A 20,439-nucleotide genomic window follows, 5' to 3' on the forward strand; every position below is an offset into this window, starting at 1 on the left:
CAAGCAACAAAATATATAAAAGAACTGAAAGAATTTGTAAGGAAAAGGACATTAGGCAATATAAAATTAGGATGTAAGATTTCGAAAAGGGACATTGAACAAAAATGCAGAAAGGAACTTAAACGTTTTAAGGAAATTAGCAAAGGAACTGCCGCTCAGAAAGAAATTTAGCAGAAGGATAAAGAGATATATCCTATCATTAGATATAAGAAGATATTTAAAATTATTTTTTGATATATGGAAATGCTGTTGTTAAAAAAATGGATAGATGTAAAGAAATAATGGCTCTTTGTCAAGATTGGAGCTAAAAAAAGTTTGATAACCTTACGAGATTCTAAGCTTAATTTTTTCAGGCTGTCGAATTTTTTTATCCCATAAGATAGCCTTTTTCTTACTTTTATCTTGTTATTTTCGCCCTCAATAAATCCATTATCTATATTATATTTGTATATTACTTATTTCTTTTTCTGTGTTTTATAATGTTTCTACCAACTTAATGCATTCCTTTATCTCTAATTTCTTCAGTTCTCCTATAAGTTTTCTTAGTTCATTACTGAATATAGCAACATCTTTTATTTCAAATATACTGAAAAACTTTGTCCTAAGATCATAAGCTCTTGAAAATATTGCTGAAAGGTTTTTAAGTTTCTTGAGTCTCTCTTCTTTGAAAGACTGAATACACTGTTTGGATTCTTTACTATCAGTTTCCAGTATTTCTTGTATTCCCTGTATTTTATATCTAAATTGAATAATCTTATCTTCACATCCCTTATTATCTAGTTCGCCTACTTTATGACATGATACTTGTCTGCCACAATATCTGCATAAGAAAGACAGGAGTATACTGTTGATGATTTCCGGTTCAATCAGGACATGGTTTGTATCATATCTTGTTCCGTATACATGATAGGTGTTACAGACAAGTACAACTTTTTCTTTTTTCATCCCTATATATATTATAGAACCTTTATTTTTATAAATTATTCATGCATTTATCAAAGTCTAAAAATAAATTACAGTTGTAAAAATCAAAAAAAAATGCTAAAATATAAAAATATAATGATAAAAAAATCATAAGATGTAAAAATAAAACTGGAGGAGTAGAATGACCGAATTGGAAAAATCAAAGGCGATTATTCAATATATTGCTGATGCCAAGAAGACAACACCTGTGGAACTTTATACAGATGAAGACATAAAAAATGCTTATTCTTGTAAAGTAATAGGAAAAGAAGGATTAAAGGTACTTTTTGGAGATTGGGAAGAAATTGAAAAAATTATTAGTGAAAATAATCTTACTAATTATTATCTGAAAAATGATAGAAGAAATTCTGGTGTTCCTATGCTTGATATTAAAAATATTAATGCAAGAATTGAGCCAGGAGTCTTTATTCGTGATAAAGTAAGCATTGGAGACAGAGCTGTTATAATGATGGGAGCTGTTATAAATATAGGTGCTGAAATTGGTGAGGGAACAATGATTGATATGAATGTTGTACTTGGTGGACGTGCAAAAGTAGGTAAAAATTGCCACATTGGTGCAGGAGCTGTACTTGCAGGAGTTATTGAGCCGCCTTCAGCTGATCCAGTAATTATTGAAGATGATGTAGTTATTGGAGCGAATGCTGTTGTATTGGAAGGTGTAAGAGTAGGAAAGGGTTCTGTTGTTGCGGCTGGGGCCATTGTTACGGAAAATGTGCCTGAAGGTGTAGTTGTAGCTGGAACACCTGCGAAAATTATAAAAGGTGTAGATGCAAAAACTGCTTCAAAAACAGAATTAGTTGATGCATTGAGAAATATTTAGCACTTTTTTAGAAAAAAATATATAAAAAAGAATATATTAAATTATTTTTACATCACTTTATAAGTTAAATCAAATTTATAAGTGGTACAATAACAAATAAATGGCAAATATCCAATTTTTAAAGCAAAAATATAATTAGGAGGAACAATGAAAAAATTATTACTAATAGGAGCAATCTTAGTAACAGGAGCAATTTCATTTGCTGATGCAAAAGCAGATTATGAAAATGCAGTTAAATTAGCAGGACAAAAAAAAGTAAATGAAGCTGTAAAAGTCTTGGAAGGAATTACAAAGGGAACTGATGCAACATATGCACAAAAGGCAAATTTAGAATTAGGAGCATATTATTTACAAAATAATAATATAGCTAAAGCAAAACCTTACTTACAAGCAGCATGGGAAAATGGACAGTCGACTACTCCTGAAGCTGTTGAAGCAGCAAGATTCTTATATTTAGTAGGAATTCAGCAAAAAAACAAAGCTGAAGCTGAAAAATATATTTTATGGACAGATGAAAAATCAGGAGGAACAAATGCTGATGTTACATCAAGCTTAATTATCTTCTATTTTGATAACAATGAGCAATCAAAAGGTACTGCAAGATATAACAAAGCTATACAATCTACAAACAGAGACTTTGTTGCTGAAGTAAATTACAATATTGGGCAATATTACTTGACAAAAAATAACAGTGCGCAAGCTAAGACATATTTACAAAAAGCATACACAGGAGCAAGTGACCGTGTGAATGGTGCTGGAATCCTATTGGCAGAAATTGCAATCAATGAAAAAAATCCTTCACAGGCTGAAAAATATCTTTTAGAAATGAATACAGCTGCAAAAGGTAAAAATGGACAAATCTTAGGAATGCTAGGTACTTTCTACCTACAGCAAAATAATCCTGCAAAAGCTGAAGAATATTTAGCAAAAACTGTAGCTGCAGAACCTAAGAATACAAGTGCAAAAATTTTATTGTTAGGAATTTATGAAGTGCAAAACAATACTGCAAAATTAAATTCAATTTATAGTCAACTAAAATCAGCTAAAGTTACAAACAAACAAATTGGAACTTATTTCGGTGGAGTTGGAGCAGGAGCATTATCTGAAAAGTATTTACAAAAAGCCATAACTGAAGATAAGGATAATACTGCAAAAGTTGTTTTAGGACAAGTTTACGCTGGACAAGGAAAAAAAGCTGAAGCAATTAAAATCTTACAAGAAGCTGTAAATAATAAAGTAAACGGAGCTTCAGAAATCTTGAAACAAGTTCAAGCTATGAAATAATAATTAATATAGTAAATTGTGAACTACAGAATTATTTGATATAACTAGGCAAGGCATCCATAGCTCTTTAGCGATGAGATAAATTGCCTATTTTTTTTAAAAAATTAATATAACAGAATTACTTTAAAATCATATATATTTTTAATATTTGATTTTGAGAAATTCTGAAATTAAAAAAGGAAGTGAGAACAATAAAGACAAGTAGAATAATGATAGTACTAGGATTTGTACTGGGCAGCATGACATTAAATGCAGCTACATACAGAACAACAAGAAGTAGTAGCTATCCACCTGTGAGAACAGCGACAACGACAAATTATCAAAATCAGAAAAATAATTCATCAAATGAAATTATTATCCCAAAAGGGCTAAAACCAGGAGATACAATTGGATTAATTGCACCTGCAAATTATTCTAATGAAAATAGCTATGCGGAAGTAGAATATTTAAAAAACAGAGGATTTAATGTTGTTTATGGGCAATCGTTTTCTTCAAGATGGTATGGATTTGGAGGAACTGACAATGTGAGGGCAAAAGATATAAATGACATGTTTGCAAATCCTAATATTAATGCGATTTTTGCAGTACGTGGAGGTTATGGTGGAATTAGGATTGTGGATAAATTGAATTATGATGTGATTAAGAAAAACCCTAAGATTATTTCAGGATTTAGCGATAATACTACTTTATTACTTGCAATCAATGAAAAAACGGGGCTTATAACATTTCATGGTCCTATGTCAGACAATTTGAAAAATATTCCTCTAGTTACAGAAAATGCTTTTAATAAAGCTTTTACAAGTAATGAATCATATAATCTGTTAGATTTTGATAATACTTATACAATTATGAAAAGTGGACGTGGAAGTGGAAAGATTACAGGAGGAAACTTATCTCTTGTAGTTGCAACCCTTGGAACAGATCATGAAATCAATACAGATGGAAAAATATTATTTTTAGAAGAGACAAATGAAGCAAGTTACCGTGTGGATAGAATGTTAAAACAGCTGAAACTGGCTGGAAAATTTGACAAGTTGCAGGGTATTATACTAGGAGACTTTAAAAATCCTAAGCAGTCTGATCCAACAGATATGACAATTGATGAAGTGTTTTATGATAATTTTGGAAGATTAAATGTTCCTATTGTAAAAAATTTTAAATCAGGGCATGTAAGACCATTTATTACTGTTCCAATTGGAGCAAAGGCAATTATGGATACTTCAAAAAGAGAAATTATGATAGAAAAAGCAACAAAATAAATTTAGATTCGACTAATTTTTTTGTATAGTAAAACTTACATAAAAATGATCTAAAAATATGGTATAATAATATTATGGCATATTTTTAGGTCGGTTTTCACTATATTTCAATTCAATATGAGTTCAAACACATTATACAGTTGGATAAAGCTTTATAAGGAGATAGTGAAGATAACACTGAAAGGTTAGGACACACAAGAAAAAACAGACAAAATACAGGGAACAGGATGAAACAAACTTTGATAAATATTACTGTCATGAATATAGCTGAAGTAAAAAAGGAGTATATACTGAAAGAAAAATGGATTAAGATTCAAGAATAAATCTGGTTGCTGGAAAAGTGGGAGATACACTGATAAGAAGCATGATATACAGGGAAACAATGAAAAACGAATTTTTGAAGAATGATTCAGGGAAATATTTTTAAGGGACATTGAAAAATTGAAGAAGAGAATGCTAATAATGATGGATAATACCAAATTTCATAGAAAAAAATATTAGAAAAGACAATTAAGGGAATATGGCATTGTCTATTATTTCTTCCGTCATATTCACCGAACTTAAAAGTATGGGCTGACATCAAGAAAAAATTAAAAGAAATAGCCCATAATTTTAATACGCTTGAAGAAGCTGTTACTTCTATTTTATTTGATAAGATGATTCTATTTTAAATAGACTTTACTATAATTTTTAAAAACTTTCATATTTCTGCCAATCATAATAACTTTGATTCAGACTATAAGCATGAAATCCACTATCATTCAAAAGTTTAGAAGCTAAATTTGCATAGGCACAGTTCCGTCCTCTGCAATAAACAATTATTTCTTTATTTTGGGGCAAATTCTTCATATTTTCTTCCAGATTCTTCATTGGAATATTTATTGCATTTTCTATATGGCTTGAATTAAACTCATCTGTCGGACGTAAATCTATTATTAAAGTTTCTTTATTTTTTGCCATTTCGTAAGCCTGCTCCAAAGTAATTGGACGGATTTTCATGCAGCTGTCATTAAACTCGCTGTGTATTCGCTGAATGTCTGCCAGTTGCTGCTCTCCTACTCCAATCAGAAGGTATACCAAATCTATTATCTGTGTATTTGCAATCTCATAAACTACATAGTTTCCCTTTTTTTCACAGACAACTAGATTACCATCCTTTAAAATCTGCAAATGTCTTGAAGTATTAGCAATGCTCATCCCTGTTTCATTTGAAATATTTTCCACAGTTTTTGCCCCTTGTACAAGTAAATCTAGTATTTCAATTCTTTTTTCACTAGACAGGCATTTTCCTATTTTTGATAATCCTAAATACAGGCTATTTTTGTAATTTTCACATATTTTATCCATTTAATTCATCCCCTTTCTGCTTTCAACATCTATACTAAATCTCGTTAAATCTAAATTCAGAAATTATGATTATTTTAATCCCGAATCTCATTTAATCTTAACTAACTCAGTTTTAAAGCAATTTGAGTGTGCTTCTAAAATTTTATATTAAAAGTATTGACAATTTATTTTAAATATGATACTATTCAATTACTTGATTGAATAGTTGATTTTATAAAAATAGTATAACACAATTTTTTTAAAAAATAAACTATAAATTATAAAACTTAACAAAAATGATTTTAAGAAAGAGGTTGATGTAAAATGGCATTAAGTTTAAATAAAGATAATTTTGAAAAGAGTATTGCAAATGGAGTTGCTCTAGTAGATTTTTGGGCAGAATGGTGTGGACCTTGTAAAATGCAACTTCCTATTATTGAAGAATTTTCAGGGGAAATGGAAGGAAAAGCTACAATAGGAAAAGTAAATGTAGATGAAGAACTAGAATTAGCACAATCTTTTGGAATCCAAAGTATTCCTACATTAATTTTATTCAAGGATGGAAAACCTGTAAAAAAATTAGTTGGATTACATTCAAAAGAAGCACTTTATGAAGAAGTAAACCAAGTCCTATAGAATTTGGGCAAAATATATTATTTAAAGAAATATTTATTTATAAAAAAGTCTAGCGGTTATTTTTCAATTCTGCTAGGCTTTAATATTAAAAAATAAATTTAACTAAGTTATAATTTATAAAACGAAAAATCGTAAAAAAGGAATGGTGAAAAATATGTATGATTCAATAATTATAGGATCAGGACCAGCAGGACTGACAGCCGCAATTTATCTAAGCCGTGCTGGATTAAAAAATATAATAATAAATGGAATGGAACCAGGTGGACAATTGACAACCACAACAGAAGTTGAAAATTTTCCTGGATTTCCACAAGGAATTTCAGGTCCGCAGCTAATAAAAGACATAAAGGCTCAATCTAAAAATTTTGGAACTGAATTCCTACAGGCAGTTGTAAAAGATATTGAAAATGTAGAAAATAATGGTAAGAAAACATTTAAATTACATTTAGATAACGGAAATATCATAGAAGCAAAAACAGTAATTTTATCAACAGGGGCAAGTGCAAAATACCTTGGAATTGAAAATGAAAAAGAAAATATAGGAAAAGGTGTTAGTGCATGTGCAACTTGTGACGGATTTTTCTACCGTGGAAAAGATGTTGTCGTAATTGGTGGTGGAGATACTGCGATGGAAGAAGCTATATTTTTAACAAAATTTGTAAACAAAGTTACTATCATTAACAGAAGAGATGTATTACGTGCCTCTGCAATTATGCAACAAAGAGCAAGAGATAATGAAAAAATTGAGTGGAAATTAGACTATACTCCAAAAAAAGTGCTAGCTGATGAAAAAGTTACAGGAATAGAGCTTTTAAATAACAAAACAGGCGAAATCGAAACTTTAGCAGCAGATGGAATTTTTGTGGCAATTGGAAGAACTCCAAATACAAAATTCCTTGAAGGAAAAGTCGAAATTGACGATAGAGGCTACATTATAACAAAAGGAAAATCCTCTAAAACAAGTACTGCCGGAATCTTTGCAGCAGGAGATGTCCAAGATAGCAAATATCAACAAGCAATAATTGCAGCTGGAAGTGGTGCCATTGCAGGACTTGATGTAGAAGAATATTTAAGAGAAAATAACTTATAATTCTAAAATAAAATATAATTTTAATTATCAGTATAGATCTTTACTACAAGATAAGAATTTATGATTGTAAAAATAAATAATGATAATAAAAACTGTTGTTAAACGAAATAACCTAATACTAAATCCTATTAAAAAATAATATGTAATTCAAAAACATTCACTATTTAAATAGGAAATAATATAAAAAAATAAACATTTACATCAAAACAAAAAAGGAATTATCTCTTTTAGCTTAGAAGAAATAATTCCTTATTTTATTTAATTTTTTATACACCTGCAATTTATTTTAAACCTTCACAAGAAATACTATTTCCGTTTCGTGTAAGTATCGCCTCATTCCTCTTTATATGAATCTCAGTATTCTTTCCATCGCTGTATCTAGATCTGCTGGCATCCACCACAACCTGATCCATTATAAGTTTAGCGTTGGTTGACTCTTCTACCAATTGAATCTTATCATTCGTAATATAATTTACAGTATATTCTTTTTTGTTGCATTTGAATTTCTGAGAATTAATAGCCTTACGTCTGATCTTTATTATTGGATATTTTCTTTTAGTTATTTTATGTTTACTTGCTGAAATACCATTCAACGAGAATCCAAATAGTAATGCTCCTATTAAAAGCATCTCTAATTTTCCAGTTAATTTCATAAACTTTCACTTCCTTATTTATGCATTATGAGCTCTTACTCCGTACTTAAAATATTTTCTCCAATAAGGACTTTTTAATGAAGACATTACAACTCCTTTTGAAGATGAAGCATTTATGAACAATGAATTTCCAACATAAACTGCTGTATGGCTCGTTCTATTACCTGGTCTGAAATAGACAATATCTCCTGATTTCAAGTTTTTCGCAGATACTCTTGCCCCTTTTTTTATTTGTTGTTGTGAAACTCTAGGAAGTTCTTTATTAAAGGCTTCACGGTAAACTCTACGTGTTAAAGCCGAACAGTCAATCCCCTCTTTAGAATCTCCACCCCATGCATATTTTGTACCTCTCCATTTTTTATAAGATGTCAAAAGTTTTCTTTCAACAGCTGCTTTTTTTCTTTCCTGAGTAGAACCCGAAGCCATTGCTTTAGCATGTCTTTGTCTTAATTCTGTCATTTTTGTCTCAATAAGAGCATTTTTATTATTTGAAGAAATGCCATAAATTCCTGTATTTCCTGCACTATGACTTTTTCTATTATTTGCAGGTTTGTGAGAAGTTTTCGCTTTATCAATTTTTTTAGTTTTTGAGGTTTTTGCATGTAAATTTGAGCCTACAAAAGCTGATAACATGCAGACTGCCGTTAAAAACTTATTTTTTCTCATATATTTTTTATTCCTTTCAAATTTAATTTTTAATTGTACTATTATTATACACATTAATTGTATCATTTATTTTAAAAAAAGTAAATTAGTAAAAAATAAAAAATAATTTAATTTTGAAAAAACAAGCAATTTTCACAAATTATATTTTTTCGAATATCAATGTTTTTCCGCTATCTGTTGTAAATATTAAAGTTGTCTTGTTGTTAGTTAAGCTAATTTTTTTAGCATTTTGTAAAATTTCCAAATATTGTCTTTCAAGTTTCATTAAATTATCAGGACCAGCTATTTTCGTAGATCCAATAGTTCCAACTGTAATATTTCCTGCTGTCACTATATAATCACAAAAATAATTATTAACTCCTGAATTACCACTTATTCTATTTCCTGAAAATGAAATTGTAATACCATCATCATTTGGCGAAAATATATCTTTCATTTCTTTTCTGTCTATTTTAACAAGTTCCCATTTTGTATCAGATAATTCTTTAGTTAGATTTGACAAAGAATTTGAATCTGATTGATTATTATTTGAATTTTTTCTAAAAGTTAAAGTATTACCATTTCTATTTTTCAAAGTCAAAGTGTTTGCATTGTAACTTATTCTTGGTGAAGATTGTAAAATATCCAAAAATGCCATTTCAAAGTTCATTAATTCTTCAGATCCACCCATTAATGTCGTATTTAAAGTAGTTGATAAAACAAAATCTCTAATTCGATAAGTTCCATTAAATTTATTTATTCCTGAAAATCCATTTATTTTATTTCCAGAAAAACTAACGGTAATTTTAGTATTGCTTGGAATCTGTAAATTTAAACCATTTTGCTTAATTTCCGATAATTCCCACGAAGTACCATTCAAATTAACAGTTTTAGCTGCACTTAAAACAAAACAATTAACAATAAACATCAAAACAATCCCGATTAAAATAAATACTCTTTTCATTTTAAATACCTCTTTTCGTCTTTCTTAATTGAATAATATCATATTTTTATTAAAGAAAAATGAGAAATTTAAAAAATTATAGATAATTTTTCCAAATTTTGATAAAATCAATGTATACAACTTGAAAGGAAAAAATATTATGAAACAATATATAATTGACGCTTTTACCGATACGCTTTTTTCAGGCAACCAGGCCGCGGTATGTATTTTGGATGAGTGGCTTTCTGATGAAACTATGCTTTTAATTGCAAAAGAAAACAATTTATCTGAAACAGCTTTTTTAGTAAAACAAAAAATTAAAAATGTATACAAACTCCGTTGGTTTACGCCAGGCGGAGAAATTGACTTATGTGGACATGCTACACTTGCCTGTGCTTTTGTAGTTATGAATTATTACGAGAAAAATTTAAAAACTCTGATTTTTGATACACTAAGTGGTGAATTGACTGTAAATAGAAAAAATAAAAATTTATATGAACTTGATTTTCCAGTTTATGATTTGAAAAAAATCGAAATAACTGATGAAATAGTAGAATTAATTGGAAAAAAACCAATTGAAGCATATCTGGGACGAGATTTAATGTGTGTCTTTGATGATGAGGAATTTATTTTAAATGCAAATTTAGATTCTGAAAAAATAAAAAAACTTGATGGTTTATTACTTCATATTACTGCTCAGCATAGTAATAGCAATTTGGATTGTAAAATAAAAAACAAAATTGACAAAATTGACTGTATTTCTCGTTCTTTTGCTCCTAAATTAAATATTTACGAAGACCCTGTCTGCGGCTCTGGACACTGCCATATTGCTCCCTACTGGATGAAAAAACTGCAAAAGGAAAATTTAATCACTTATCAGGCTTCAGAACGAAGTGGAACACTTTACTGCAGCCTAGCAGATGATGGAAGAATGAAAATGAATGGAAAAGCAACTTTATTTGCAATTTCAGAAATTTTTATATAGCAAAATATTTTTAAACCTGTATCCACAAATTACGATAAATTACCAAACCTTAAATTTTGCAATTTTTTACTACTTTTTTTAATTGGATTTTACTTATAAATAAAAGAGGGGAATTTTCCCCTCAAAGCAATTCTTATACTAATATTTTTAAAATTTCTACAATCTCTTTTCCAAAACAAATATAGAAACAAAAACTAGTAAAAAACCAATTAACTCAATAAAAGAAAATTTTAAGCCAAAAATAGCAACCGATAATATTGCTGCCAGTACAGGCTCAAAAGCTGTTAAAATTCCTGCAAGAGAAGAAGAAATATAGTTTAGGCTTGCTATATAAATTAAATAGGCTATAGAAGTTCCTAAAATTACAACAATCATTACTTGAATGATTGATTGTATATTTACATCTCCTTCAATTTTCCAAATAACATTTAATACTAAAGCCCATTTAACTAACGGAATAAGTCCATTGACGAAGAGTTATGCTTTTTACCAGTTCATCTGTAAGTAAATTTATAGATCACATAACTTGTCAACTATAGCATTTAATGTCTTGAATATCCTGTTGCCGGACTTCTCCCCCAGATTATTCAATGAGGTGGCTGTATATGTATTATTATAATGTTTCTGGGCGTCTTTAAATCTTTTGATTTATGCCGTGCCACTCTATCACAGACATCTTCACTGCAACTTTTAAATAGTTAATTCAGAAAAATACTAATGTTACCTGTATTACAGTTGGACATAACTAAAATATGTCTGTTCTTAATATAATGGCAAGAAATGCTGAGTCTGGACTTGTCGCTTTACCAGCAGCACCTGGATTCTTCAAAAACTCGCTTCATCTTCAAATGTCATATTTTTATGATTTTCACCTTTTGGCCTGTTCACAAGTCCTTGCATTCTCTGATTTAAAAATATGCTTATCCATCTGTTCACAACTTTATAATGGACGTCTAAAATTTCAGCTATTTCCTTATTGTTTTTGGTCAGACCTCTTAATTTTACTGTATGCATCCTTAAATCTTCATTTTTGTTTTTTATCGTTTTTCTCGTTATTCTTATTTTGTCTGAAATTTTTTTGTTATTTCATATGCTTTTGCTATTTTTATCACCTATTATATTATACCTCATTATTTTCAGTTAGTTTAATGGGGTTTGGTATCAATATTAATCTTAATGTTAATACAAGAATATATAGGTAAACAAGATATGGAATAGCTCCTATTTTATGAATTGCAGTAAATATTACTGCAAGTAAGATAATTCCAAAACTAAGAAGCATTACTTTTCCAGACTGTTTTGTAATCCCTTCCTTCAATACAGCTGGATGGAATACCTTATCTATAGCTCTTGCAAATGGATTCAATATTATCAGTACATATGACAATGTCTCATTTTTTACTCCGAATGCTGTTAATAAAGCTATTATAATTCCCAGCATTATTCCATAATAAATTTTTCCACCATTAAATGATGGACTAGTTGACATATCAGTTGCCATAAAAATTCCTATTAGCAGAAGACCACTTGTAGAAACAGAAATTCCGTCCTTTAAGAATATTGTGGCTATAAATGATGTAACAAAAAGAGTTACCGGAATATGCCATGAAATACGATTTTTTAACAGAAGATATAATCCTCCCAGAATCAACGCAAATGCAGAATATGAACCAAGCGAGCCTGAAGAAGTCAAAATTAATCCATCAAGATAGCTCATAAACGATGTATTCTGAAACTTCACAAATAAATCTACTTTCGATAATTTCAAGGCTTCCTGACTAAACCAAATTGTTCCTGAAGACATTGTTACAGGAAAAAATACTGTCATGAATTCGCGTCCAATTGCTGCAGGATTAAAAATATTTCTTCCAATTCCACCATACATAAGCTTTCCAAAAATTATCGCCATACTTCCTCCAAAAGCTACGACTGGCAACGAAGTAAGTGGCGCTAATATAAATGCCATTAGAATCCCTGTTATAATCGCTGATAAATTGTGAACAGAATTTCCATCATTCAGAAAGATTTTTGAAAATAGTTTCTCTGTTACTACTGCCGAGAAAACTGAAGTTACTATTACTAGAAGAGCTTTTGTCCCGTATACTAAAGTTGCTGCAATAATAGCAGGAATAAGAGATATAATCACATCTTTCATAATATTTCTTATATCAGTTTCGGAATTAATATGAGATGTAAATAATATATCTTTATTCTTTTGATTTTTTAAGTCTTCTTTTATTATTTTATTCGTTTTCTCGTTCAACTTCTCTTTTTTGGCTGTATTTACCATTTCTGTAGCTTTTATAGCTGTTTTCACTGATTTATCAGAATTTTTGATTAAATCTACTTTTTCATTTTGATTAGTTGGTTTTACTGTCTTTTCTTGTATTTTTTCAACTTTTTTCAATTTTTCAGCCTTTTGATTATTCTCATTTATATTTTCTGATTTTTTTGGCTGTATAAAGTCTTTTTCAAGTCTTTTTCTTTTAGCTCTCTGTTCTCTTACCTTTTCCAGTTTTATTATTTTTCCGCTATTAGTTTTTGTTATTTCATTATTTTCATTTACTTTTTTATTTTTTAAATCCATATACTTATCATCCATGTCTATTTTATTTTTATTTTTACTCACAAAATTATTTTTAGAATTTTGTGAATCATTATTATCAAAAAGTGCATCTTTAAATCTTCTTTTTCTCACATCCAGTATATCCTCAAGTAAAGATTTATCGTCTGCCATTACCTACTTCTCCTCCATTTCCACAAGAACTGCCTTTTTATACTTATATTTCTGGTCATTTTTCTCTGTATTCTCTGTTTTTTAATTTTGTTTTATGACTGTCTGTACCGCCATATTTCAATCTTCCAGTAAAAAATAAAGCAGATTCAATAATCACAAGTTTTTCTGCAAAACTCAAATATAGTAGAACCATAGTAAAAATTTTTAAAAATAAAACTTAAAATCTATGACTACTGTTTATAATAAAATTTAAGTAGAAAACAAGGGGATTTCTCTATATTTGCCCCTTGTTCCTGATTTTTACTATGCCTTTAATCAATTTCTGTCATAAGCTCATCTATCAGATCTTTTACATGTACTATTTCCTTCAATCTCCATCCGTTAGCACCTGAAAAGAATAATCCGCTTTGAAGTCTACCTAAATAAGCATCACCTAAGCTGTCAGCAATACAGTATCCAACTCTGTTTGCACCTTTTCCACGCTCACAAGGAAATACGCAGTTGCTTATACATTTAATCTTTTTGGTATTAGGCTCCAATGTTTCTATTAAATTTGTTTTTATTGCACGTCCTGGATAACCTACTGGAGATCCGACAATTACAATATCCTCTTCCTTTGCGTCAAGAAGTACCTGTTTTAGTACGTCACTTGCATCACATTCATAAGTACCGATAAATCTTGTTCCCATTTGAACGGCATCTGCTCCAAGAGCCATAATGTTTTTTATATCGTTATTGTCCCATATTCCACCTGCTGCAATGATTGGGAAATCTCCCCATTTGTCACGTTCCTCTTTTATAGGTGGCAAGATTGCTTCTAGCTGATGTTCAGGTGCGAATAATTCTTCATATTTTGCACCTTGATGTCCACCACTTTTTGGACCTTCCACAATTACTGCTCCCGGCATTTTACCAGCTGCTTTCCATTTTCTGCAAATTATTTTCAATGCTCTAGCTGATGAAACTATTGGCACAATTTCCACATCTGGAAAATCTTTTACCAATCTTGGAAGCTCTAGTGGAAGCCCAGCTCCTGTAACAATGATATTTGCTCCTGCATCAAGAGCATCCCTTACAACTCTTTCATAATCATTTATTGCATGAAGAACATTGCAGGCAAGTGGTTTATCTCCACAAATTTTTCTTGCATTTTTAAAAATTTCAAAAAGTGCTTCACGGTTATAGGCATTTTCTGTTCCAAGAGGACGTCCATTTACTGCTTTTTTAACAAATCTCATATTTTGATAGTATCCAGTACAGATGGCACTTATTGTTCCAAGACATCCATTTTTAGCAACGTTTCCAGCAAGCTGATCCCAGCTGATTCCAACACCCATTCCACCTTGAACTATTGGTTTTTCAATAAAATACTTTCCTATTTTTATTCCTTTCAGTTCTATTTTCTTTTTTCCATTCGAGTTTTCAACATTTTCCTTTTTAATTTCTGTCATTTCATTCAATTTGATTTCCTCCAATTTATAATTTTTTATAAATAATTACTATATGATTACTTGTAAAAATTATATGGTGGAGCTCTACTAATCTTGATATTTTTACTTATCGAAGTATAATTTAATATAATACTGCAAAAATGTATCTTTGGTAAAATATCTATTAATTTTGTAATTTTTTCAATTATTTTTTTTCTTATATCATTTTCAATAAAATTTATATATCCATTGGCACAAAGTCGTTCAAAATTTTCTATGAGCTTCTTTAAATCAACGTTTTCTAAAAAGGATAAGTCTATACCTGAATGTGAAATATATTTATCTAGCAACTTAAGAAATTCATCACTTTTTCCTATTATAATATTTTTATTTTTTTTGTATAATAAAGCGACATTTTCAATATTTAAAAAATTTATTTTAGAAAAAGTGTCAAAACGGCCTTTTTTTCCAAGCTGTTCAAAAAGATTCGATATAACCGACTGTACAACTTTTGATAACTTTTTCAGCCGAAATTTTTCAAACATAAAACCTCCCTTATTATTTATTTTTATTTAATTATATAATGTTTTTCCACTTTTTACAATTAAATATTTTTATTTTGATTATCAAAATATTTTTATTGATAAAAAATTTTTCTATCTTTCTTAATTTTACCATTATAATTATACCTTGCCAAGCAATAAAAATCAATTTTTTCTGATAAAAAAATAAAATTGCACAAATTGATTAAAATTGGTATAATAACGGAAAATATAACTTTATAAAAATATGAGGTGAAAATATGAGTAAAATCATTAATTATGCTGGTGAAAACTTTGATAATGAAACAATTTCTCAAACTGGGCTTACACTTGTTGATTTTTATGCTATCTGGTGTGGACCTTGTCAAATGCTTGAAAAAGTTCTTACTGAAGTAGCTGATAGTTCAGAGTGTAAGATTGTAAGAGTTGACATTGACGATTATCCTGAGTTTGGAGCTAAATTTAAGATAAGAGGACTTCCTATGCTTATACTTTTTAAAAATGGAAAAATTCTAGAAACTTTAAACGGATTTCAAACTTTTGATGAAATTATGGGAAAAATTAATTTACATAATTAATTTAATAATTTTAAAATTTGTTTAAATATGGAAATAAAAAATTTTAGGAGGAAGTGATATTTTTATGAAAACAATTTTGGTTCCAGGAGGAGCTGGATATATAGGTTCTCACACAGTTTTAGATTTAATAAAGAAAGGATTTAATCCAATAATAGTAGATGATTTTAGCAACTCAAACAAAAAAGTTATTACAATTTTAGAAGACCTTTCTGGAACAAAAATATCTTTTTATGAACTCGATGTGAAAAATAAAGAAGGTTTACGAAAAATATTCAGTGAAAATAAAATTGATGCTGTAATTAATTTTGCTGGATTCAAGGCTGTTGGAGAATCTGTGGAAAAACCACTTATGTACTATGAAAATAATTTATTTGGTATGATTACTTTGCTTGAAATGATGAAAGAATTTAATGTAAAAAATATTGTATTCAGTTCTTCGGCTACGGTTTACGGAATTTCTGATAAAGTTCCTTTCGTGGAAACAGATCCAATGGGAGAAGTTACAAATCCTTATGGACGTACAAAAGTAATTATCGAGAATATTTTAATGGATTTAGCAAAATCTGATAAGACTTGGAACATTATTGCACTTAGATATTTTAATCCATTAGGGGCTCACGAAAGCGGAAGAATTGGAGAAGACCCAAATGGAATTCCAAATAATCTTTCCCCTTATATAACTCAAGTTGCAGTTGGAAAATTGGAAAAATTACATATTTTTGGAAATGATTACAACACTACTGACGGAACTTGTATAAGAGATTTCATTCATGTAAACGATTTGGCAGCAGGACATTCAGCAGCATTAAATTATTTATTTAATAACAAAAATCTTGGTTTTGAGGCGATAAATTTAGGAAGTGAAAAAGGGTATAGCGTCCTTGAAATCTTACATAATTTTGAAAAAGCTGTTGGAAAAGAAATTCCTTATATAATTGATGCACGGAGAGCAGGAGATATTGCTGTTTGTTATGCTGATGCCTCAAAAGCCAAAAAATTATTAAACTGGGAAGCAAAATACACTATCGAAGATATGTGTAGAGATTCTTGGAACTGGCAGAAAAAAAATCCAAATGGATTTAAGAATTAATTTTTTATAAAGGGCTAAAAAATTAAAAAATAATAATTCTAATTTCAAGTTAACTATTTTTAAAAGTAAAAAATATAATGATTTACAGTTTTATAACGATAATAAATAAAAAATATTATACAAGGAGGATTTTTTATGAAAAAATTATTTTTAATGTTTATGCTATCAACGCCACTTGCAATGGCGACATATGGATATAGATCTGAAATTGTTGTAAGTCCAACTTATGTTACTCAAAGAAAGGAAAATGGCTCTAAAGTTGGAAAATATGCACTTGGAAGCGGTGTTAAACTTTCAAAAGAAACAATAGCTTCATTTGGTGATGGAAGTGAAGCTGTAGTAGGGGCAGGAATAGGAGTTTCATATAATTCTTTGAAAGTTAAAGGAAATGGTGTAAAAAGTAATTCAGGAAATTTAGTTTCAATCCCACTTTATTTGATATTTGGAACAGGAACAGATAATGGAATATATACAAAACTTTCAGCTGGCTTTGCAGTTAGAAACGGAAGTGTAAAATGGACTGATAATAACGGAGGTTCTGGAAAAATAAAGGCTAGACCATTAACTGGATATGCTGCTTTCGGTATTGGAGTCAGAAAAGACAGATTTTCAATAGGAGTAAGTGCCAGCACATCAACAAAAGCAAAAAGAACATACTCCAGCCCTACTAAACATTACAGAGATAACATTATATTAAGTGGAGCTTCAATATCACTAGATTTTGGATATGCTCTTAAATACGAATAATAAAAAAGTTTTTAATAAAATTACAAAAGTAAAAATTTTCAAAAATTAAATATTTATACAATAAGGAGAATTTAACATGAAAAAATTATTTTTAATGTTTATGTTATTAACGCCGCTTGCAATAGCAGATGAAAGAGCAGAAATTTTTATAAGTCCTAGTTATGGGAGTTATAGAGGACAGAAAAAAAATGATATTAATCAAGAAGTAAAAAATGTAATAGGAAGTGGAGTTAAAATTTCATTTGAAAGAAGACAGCCATTTGTTGATGATTCTGGAGCAGGAATTGGAGCAGGGATAGTATACAATGCTTTAAAAGTCAAAGGAGATGGTATAAATAGCGGTTCAGGAAATTTAGTTTCCGTTCCAATTTATTTGACACTAGGATCAGGATTAGACAATGGAATTTATACTAAAGGTTCATTTGGTTTATCACTTTCAAGCGGAAACGTAAAATGGACTGATAAAAACGGTGGTCACGGAGAAATAAAAGCCGCTCCAGTTAGCGGATATGGTGCTATTAGTATCGGTGTTCAAAAAAATAGATTCTCAGCTGGAATAAGCGTTGCTTCAACACCAAAACTTAAAAGAAGCTATTCAAGTCCTACTAAAAACTACAGAGATAAATTTTCAGACGGTCTGATTTCACTAGAATTTGGTTATGCTCCTAGATATGAATAATAAAAAATTCTTTAATAAAATTACAAAAGTAAAAATTTTCAAAAATTAAATATTTATGCAATAAGGAGAATTTAGAATGAAAAAATTATTTTTAATGTTTATGTTATTAACGCCGCTTGCAATGGCATACGGAGAAAGAGAAGAAATTGTTGTAAGCCCTATTTATGGTAAACAAAAAAACAATAATGACAAAAATAGTCCTGTTAAAGGTGTTACAGGAAGTGGAGTTAAAATTTCATTTGAAGGAAAAGCTGGTATTGATGATAATGCTATAATGGGTTTAGGAATGGGAGTAATGTATAATTCTTTGAAAGTTAAAGGAAAAGATATAAATAATAATTCAGGAAATTTGTTTTCAGTTCCAATTTATTTTATGGTGGGAACAGGAACAGACAATGGAATCTATACTAAATTTTCATTTGGTTTATCAGTTGCAAATGGGAGTGTAAAATGGACTGATAAAAATGGTGGTAGCGGAAAAATAAAAGCTATGCCATTAAATGGATATGGAGCTATTGGTATTGGTGTTCAAAAAAATAAATTTTCGTTCGGAATAAATGGTATTGTAACACCAAGACTTAAAAGGCAATATTCTAGCCCTACTAAAAGATATAATGATAAATTCTCAGATAGTGTAGTTTCGCTAGAATTCGGATATCAACCTAATTATAAAGATTAAAAATTTTAATTTGAAAGGAAAAATTAAATGAACAACTTTGAAGAAAAATTAAGTAAATATGCAGAAGTAATTGTAAAAATTGGAGCAAATGTACAGAAAGGGCAGAAAGTCTGGGTAAACTGTACAACTGATGCTTTACCGTTAGTCTATAAGGTTACAGAATTAGCTTATCAAGTGGGAGCAAGTGATGTTCATGTTAAATTGACAGATGATAAATTATCAAGACTTCATGCTGAATATCAATCAAAAGAAGTCTATTCACACATTCCACAATGGGCAATTGACGAAAGAAATGATTATCTTGACAATAATGTCGTATTTATCCACATTTTAAGCAGTTCTCCAAATTTATTTGCTGGAATTGATGCTGAAAAGCTGGGAGCATTGACAAAAAATGCTGGAGAAGCCTATAAACATTACAGAACATGCATTATGACAGATATAAATTCATGGACAATTGCTAGCTATCCTTCAGCAGACTGGGCAAAACTTGTATTCCCAGATGAAGCAAATACTGACATTGCACAGGAAAAACTGCTTGATGCAATATTAAAGACTGTAAGAGTTGATAAAACTGATCCGGTTAAGGCTTGGGAAGAACATAGACAAAATTTGACTGAAAAAGCTGAATTTTTAAACAATAAAAACTTTATAGCACTTCATTATACTTCAAAAGGTACTGACTTGACAGTAGGACTTCCTAAAAATCACATTTGGGTAGCAGCTGGAAGTAAAAATGCGAAAGGGGCGGATTTCTTGCCAAATATGCCGACAGAAGAAGTATTTACAGCTGGAGATAGAGACCGTGTAGATGGTTATGTTTCAAATAAAAAGCCACTTTCTTATCAAGGGAATATCATTGATAACTTTAAATTAACTTTTAAAGATGGAAAAGTTGTGGATTTTGAAGCGGAGCAAGGATATGAGATTTTGAAGCAGCTGCTTGATACTGATGAAGGTTCGAGAAGAATTGGAGAAGTTGCCCTTGTGCCGAATGATTCCCCTATTTCTAACTCTGGGCTTCTTTATTACCAGACATTATTTGATGAAAACGCCTCAAACCATCTGGCATTGGGTGCAGCATACCCAACTACTCTAAAAGATGGTACAAAAATGACTGAAGAAGAACTTGAAAAAGCTCACATTAATCAGTCTATTTCCCACGTTGACTTTATGATTGGTGATGCGGAAATGGATATTGATGGAATTTTGGAAGATGGGACAAGAGTTCCTGTATTTAGAAAAGGGAATTGGGCATTTTAAAAATCATTTAAAATTAATGAAATTAACTGCCTTAAACTATTTATCCAGAATTTTAGGTACGCTTCAACT

The 20,439-nt window shown here is 29.8% G+C and carries 23 protein-coding genes; 12 read left to right on the plus strand and 11 right to left on the minus strand.

What is annotated here, in order from left to right:
- Positions 1-167: 167 nt before the first annotated feature.
- A complete protein-coding gene (locus AB8B23_RS10255) occupies positions 168-452 on the minus strand; it encodes a transposase (RefSeq protein WP_369713935.1) in 285 nt (94 codons plus the stop codon).
- Between the two features lie 22 nt (positions 453-474).
- Entirely contained in the window at positions 475-945 is a 471-nt protein-coding gene (locus AB8B23_RS10260; RefSeq protein ID WP_369712658.1) for a hypothetical protein, read from the minus strand.
- 160 nt (positions 946-1,105) lie between these two features.
- On the opposite strand from AB8B23_RS10260, the gene dapD reads away from it, so the two are divergent.
- The 3 genes from dapD (at position 1,106) to AB8B23_RS10275 (ending at position 4,347) form a co-directional block, all read left to right on the plus strand.
- Positions 1,106-1,804, plus strand: coding sequence for a 2,3,4,5-tetrahydropyridine-2,6-dicarboxylate N-acetyltransferase (gene dapD, locus AB8B23_RS10265; RefSeq protein ID WP_369712659.1), 699 nt, complete (start codon positions 1,106-1,108; stop codon positions 1,802-1,804).
- Between the two features lie 147 nt (positions 1,805-1,951).
- Positions 1,952-3,088, plus strand: coding sequence for a tetratricopeptide repeat protein (locus AB8B23_RS10270; protein ID WP_369712660.1), 1,137 nt, complete (start codon positions 1,952-1,954; stop codon positions 3,086-3,088).
- A gap of 209 nt (positions 3,089-3,297) precedes the next feature.
- Positions 3,298-4,347: a S66 peptidase family protein gene (locus tag AB8B23_RS10275; RefSeq protein WP_369712661.1), complete on the plus strand. Its 1,050-nt coding sequence runs from the start codon at positions 3,298-3,300 to the stop codon at positions 4,345-4,347.
- A 690-nt stretch (positions 4,348-5,037) separates the two neighbouring features.
- Here the strand turns inward: AB8B23_RS10275 and AB8B23_RS10280 are convergent.
- Complete coding sequence (locus AB8B23_RS10280) at positions 5,038-5,694, minus strand: metalloregulator ArsR/SmtB family transcription factor (RefSeq protein WP_369712662.1); 657 nt, start codon at positions 5,692-5,694, stop codon at positions 5,038-5,040.
- A 303-nt stretch (positions 5,695-5,997) separates the two neighbouring features.
- Here AB8B23_RS10280 and trxA point away from each other — a divergent pair, with 303 nt between their 5' ends.
- Entirely contained in the window at positions 5,998-6,309 is a 312-nt protein-coding gene (trxA, locus tag AB8B23_RS10285; RefSeq protein ID WP_021743652.1) for a thioredoxin, read from the plus strand.
- A 154-nt stretch (positions 6,310-6,463) separates the two neighbouring features.
- A complete protein-coding gene (trxB, locus tag AB8B23_RS10290; RefSeq protein ID WP_369712663.1) occupies positions 6,464-7,399 on the plus strand; it encodes a thioredoxin-disulfide reductase in 936 nt (311 codons plus the stop codon).
- Positions 7,400-7,680: 281 nt separating this feature from the next.
- Here the strand turns inward: trxB and AB8B23_RS10295 are convergent, their stop codons facing one another.
- The 3 genes from AB8B23_RS10295 to AB8B23_RS10305 all read right to left on the minus strand — a co-directional run bounded on the left by AB8B23_RS10295 (position 7,681) and on the right by AB8B23_RS10305 (position 9,661).
- Positions 7,681-8,028, minus strand: a complete 348-nt coding sequence (locus AB8B23_RS10295; protein WP_155827486.1) for a hypothetical protein — start codon at positions 8,026-8,028, stop codon at positions 7,681-7,683.
- Between the two features lie 42 nt (positions 8,029-8,070).
- Positions 8,071-8,718, minus strand: a complete 648-nt coding sequence (locus AB8B23_RS10300) for a C40 family peptidase (RefSeq protein WP_039901094.1) — start codon at positions 8,716-8,718, stop codon at positions 8,071-8,073.
- Positions 8,719-8,857: 139 nt separating this feature from the next.
- Positions 8,858-9,661: an META domain-containing protein gene (locus AB8B23_RS10305; protein WP_369712664.1), complete on the minus strand. Its 804-nt coding sequence runs from the start codon at positions 9,659-9,661 to the stop codon at positions 8,858-8,860.
- 139 nt (positions 9,662-9,800) lie between these two features.
- Here AB8B23_RS10305 and AB8B23_RS10310 point away from each other — a divergent pair, with 139 nt between their 5' ends.
- Positions 9,801-10,625, plus strand: coding sequence for a PhzF family phenazine biosynthesis protein (locus tag AB8B23_RS10310; RefSeq protein ID WP_369712665.1), 825 nt, complete (start codon positions 9,801-9,803; stop codon positions 10,623-10,625).
- Between the two features lie 156 nt (positions 10,626-10,781).
- On the opposite strand, the gene AB8B23_RS10315 is transcribed toward AB8B23_RS10310, so the two are convergent.
- The 5 genes from AB8B23_RS10315 to AB8B23_RS10335 all read right to left on the minus strand — a co-directional run bounded on the left by AB8B23_RS10315 (position 10,782) and on the right by AB8B23_RS10335 (position 15,337).
- Entirely contained in the window at positions 10,782-11,084 is a 303-nt protein-coding gene (locus AB8B23_RS10315) for an EamA family transporter (protein ID WP_369713936.1), read from the minus strand.
- Between the two features lie 366 nt (positions 11,085-11,450).
- Complete coding sequence (locus AB8B23_RS10320; RefSeq protein ID WP_369712666.1) at positions 11,451-11,639, minus strand: hypothetical protein; 189 nt, start codon at positions 11,637-11,639, stop codon at positions 11,451-11,453.
- A gap of 106 nt (positions 11,640-11,745) precedes the next feature.
- A complete protein-coding gene (locus tag AB8B23_RS10325; protein WP_369712667.1) occupies positions 11,746-13,362 on the minus strand; it encodes an RnfABCDGE type electron transport complex subunit D in 1,617 nt (538 codons plus the stop codon).
- 311 nt (positions 13,363-13,673) lie between these two features.
- Positions 13,674-14,813, minus strand: a complete 1,140-nt coding sequence (locus AB8B23_RS10330; RefSeq protein WP_021743662.1) for a nitronate monooxygenase — start codon at positions 14,811-14,813, stop codon at positions 13,674-13,676.
- A gap of 56 nt (positions 14,814-14,869) precedes the next feature.
- Positions 14,870-15,337 (minus strand): hypothetical protein, encoded by a 468-nt coding sequence (locus AB8B23_RS10335; RefSeq protein WP_369712668.1) that lies wholly within the window; start codon positions 15,335-15,337, stop codon positions 14,870-14,872.
- Between the two features lie 257 nt (positions 15,338-15,594).
- On the opposite strand from AB8B23_RS10335, the gene AB8B23_RS10340 reads away from it, so the two are divergent.
- The 6 genes from AB8B23_RS10340 (at position 15,595) to AB8B23_RS10365 (ending at position 20,370) form a co-directional block, all read left to right on the plus strand.
- Entirely contained in the window at positions 15,595-15,912 is a 318-nt protein-coding gene (locus AB8B23_RS10340) for a thioredoxin family protein (RefSeq protein WP_369712670.1), read from the plus strand.
- A gap of 64 nt (positions 15,913-15,976) precedes the next feature.
- Positions 15,977-17,002, plus strand: coding sequence for a UDP-glucose 4-epimerase GalE (gene galE / locus AB8B23_RS10345; RefSeq protein WP_369712671.1), 1,026 nt, complete (start codon positions 15,977-15,979; stop codon positions 17,000-17,002).
- A gap of 135 nt (positions 17,003-17,137) precedes the next feature.
- Positions 17,138-17,749 carry a hypothetical protein gene (locus AB8B23_RS10350; protein ID WP_369712672.1) on the plus strand — a complete coding sequence of 204 codons (612 nt, stop codon included), beginning with the start codon at positions 17,138-17,140 and terminating at the stop codon, positions 17,747-17,749.
- A 76-nt stretch (positions 17,750-17,825) separates the two neighbouring features.
- Positions 17,826-18,428, plus strand: coding sequence for a hypothetical protein (locus tag AB8B23_RS10355; protein WP_369712673.1), 603 nt, complete (start codon positions 17,826-17,828; stop codon positions 18,426-18,428).
- Positions 18,429-18,504: 76 nt separating this feature from the next.
- Entirely contained in the window at positions 18,505-19,107 is a 603-nt protein-coding gene (locus AB8B23_RS10360; RefSeq protein ID WP_021743669.1) for a hypothetical protein, read from the plus strand.
- Between the two features lie 27 nt (positions 19,108-19,134).
- Positions 19,135-20,370, plus strand: coding sequence for an aminopeptidase (locus AB8B23_RS10365; RefSeq protein ID WP_021743670.1), 1,236 nt, complete (start codon positions 19,135-19,137; stop codon positions 20,368-20,370).
- Positions 20,371-20,439: the final 69 nt, after the last annotated feature.

The organism is Leptotrichia sp. HSP-342 (assembly GCF_041199995.1).
Taxonomy (GTDB): domain Bacteria; phylum Fusobacteriota; class Fusobacteriia; order Fusobacteriales; family Leptotrichiaceae; genus Leptotrichia; species Leptotrichia mesophila.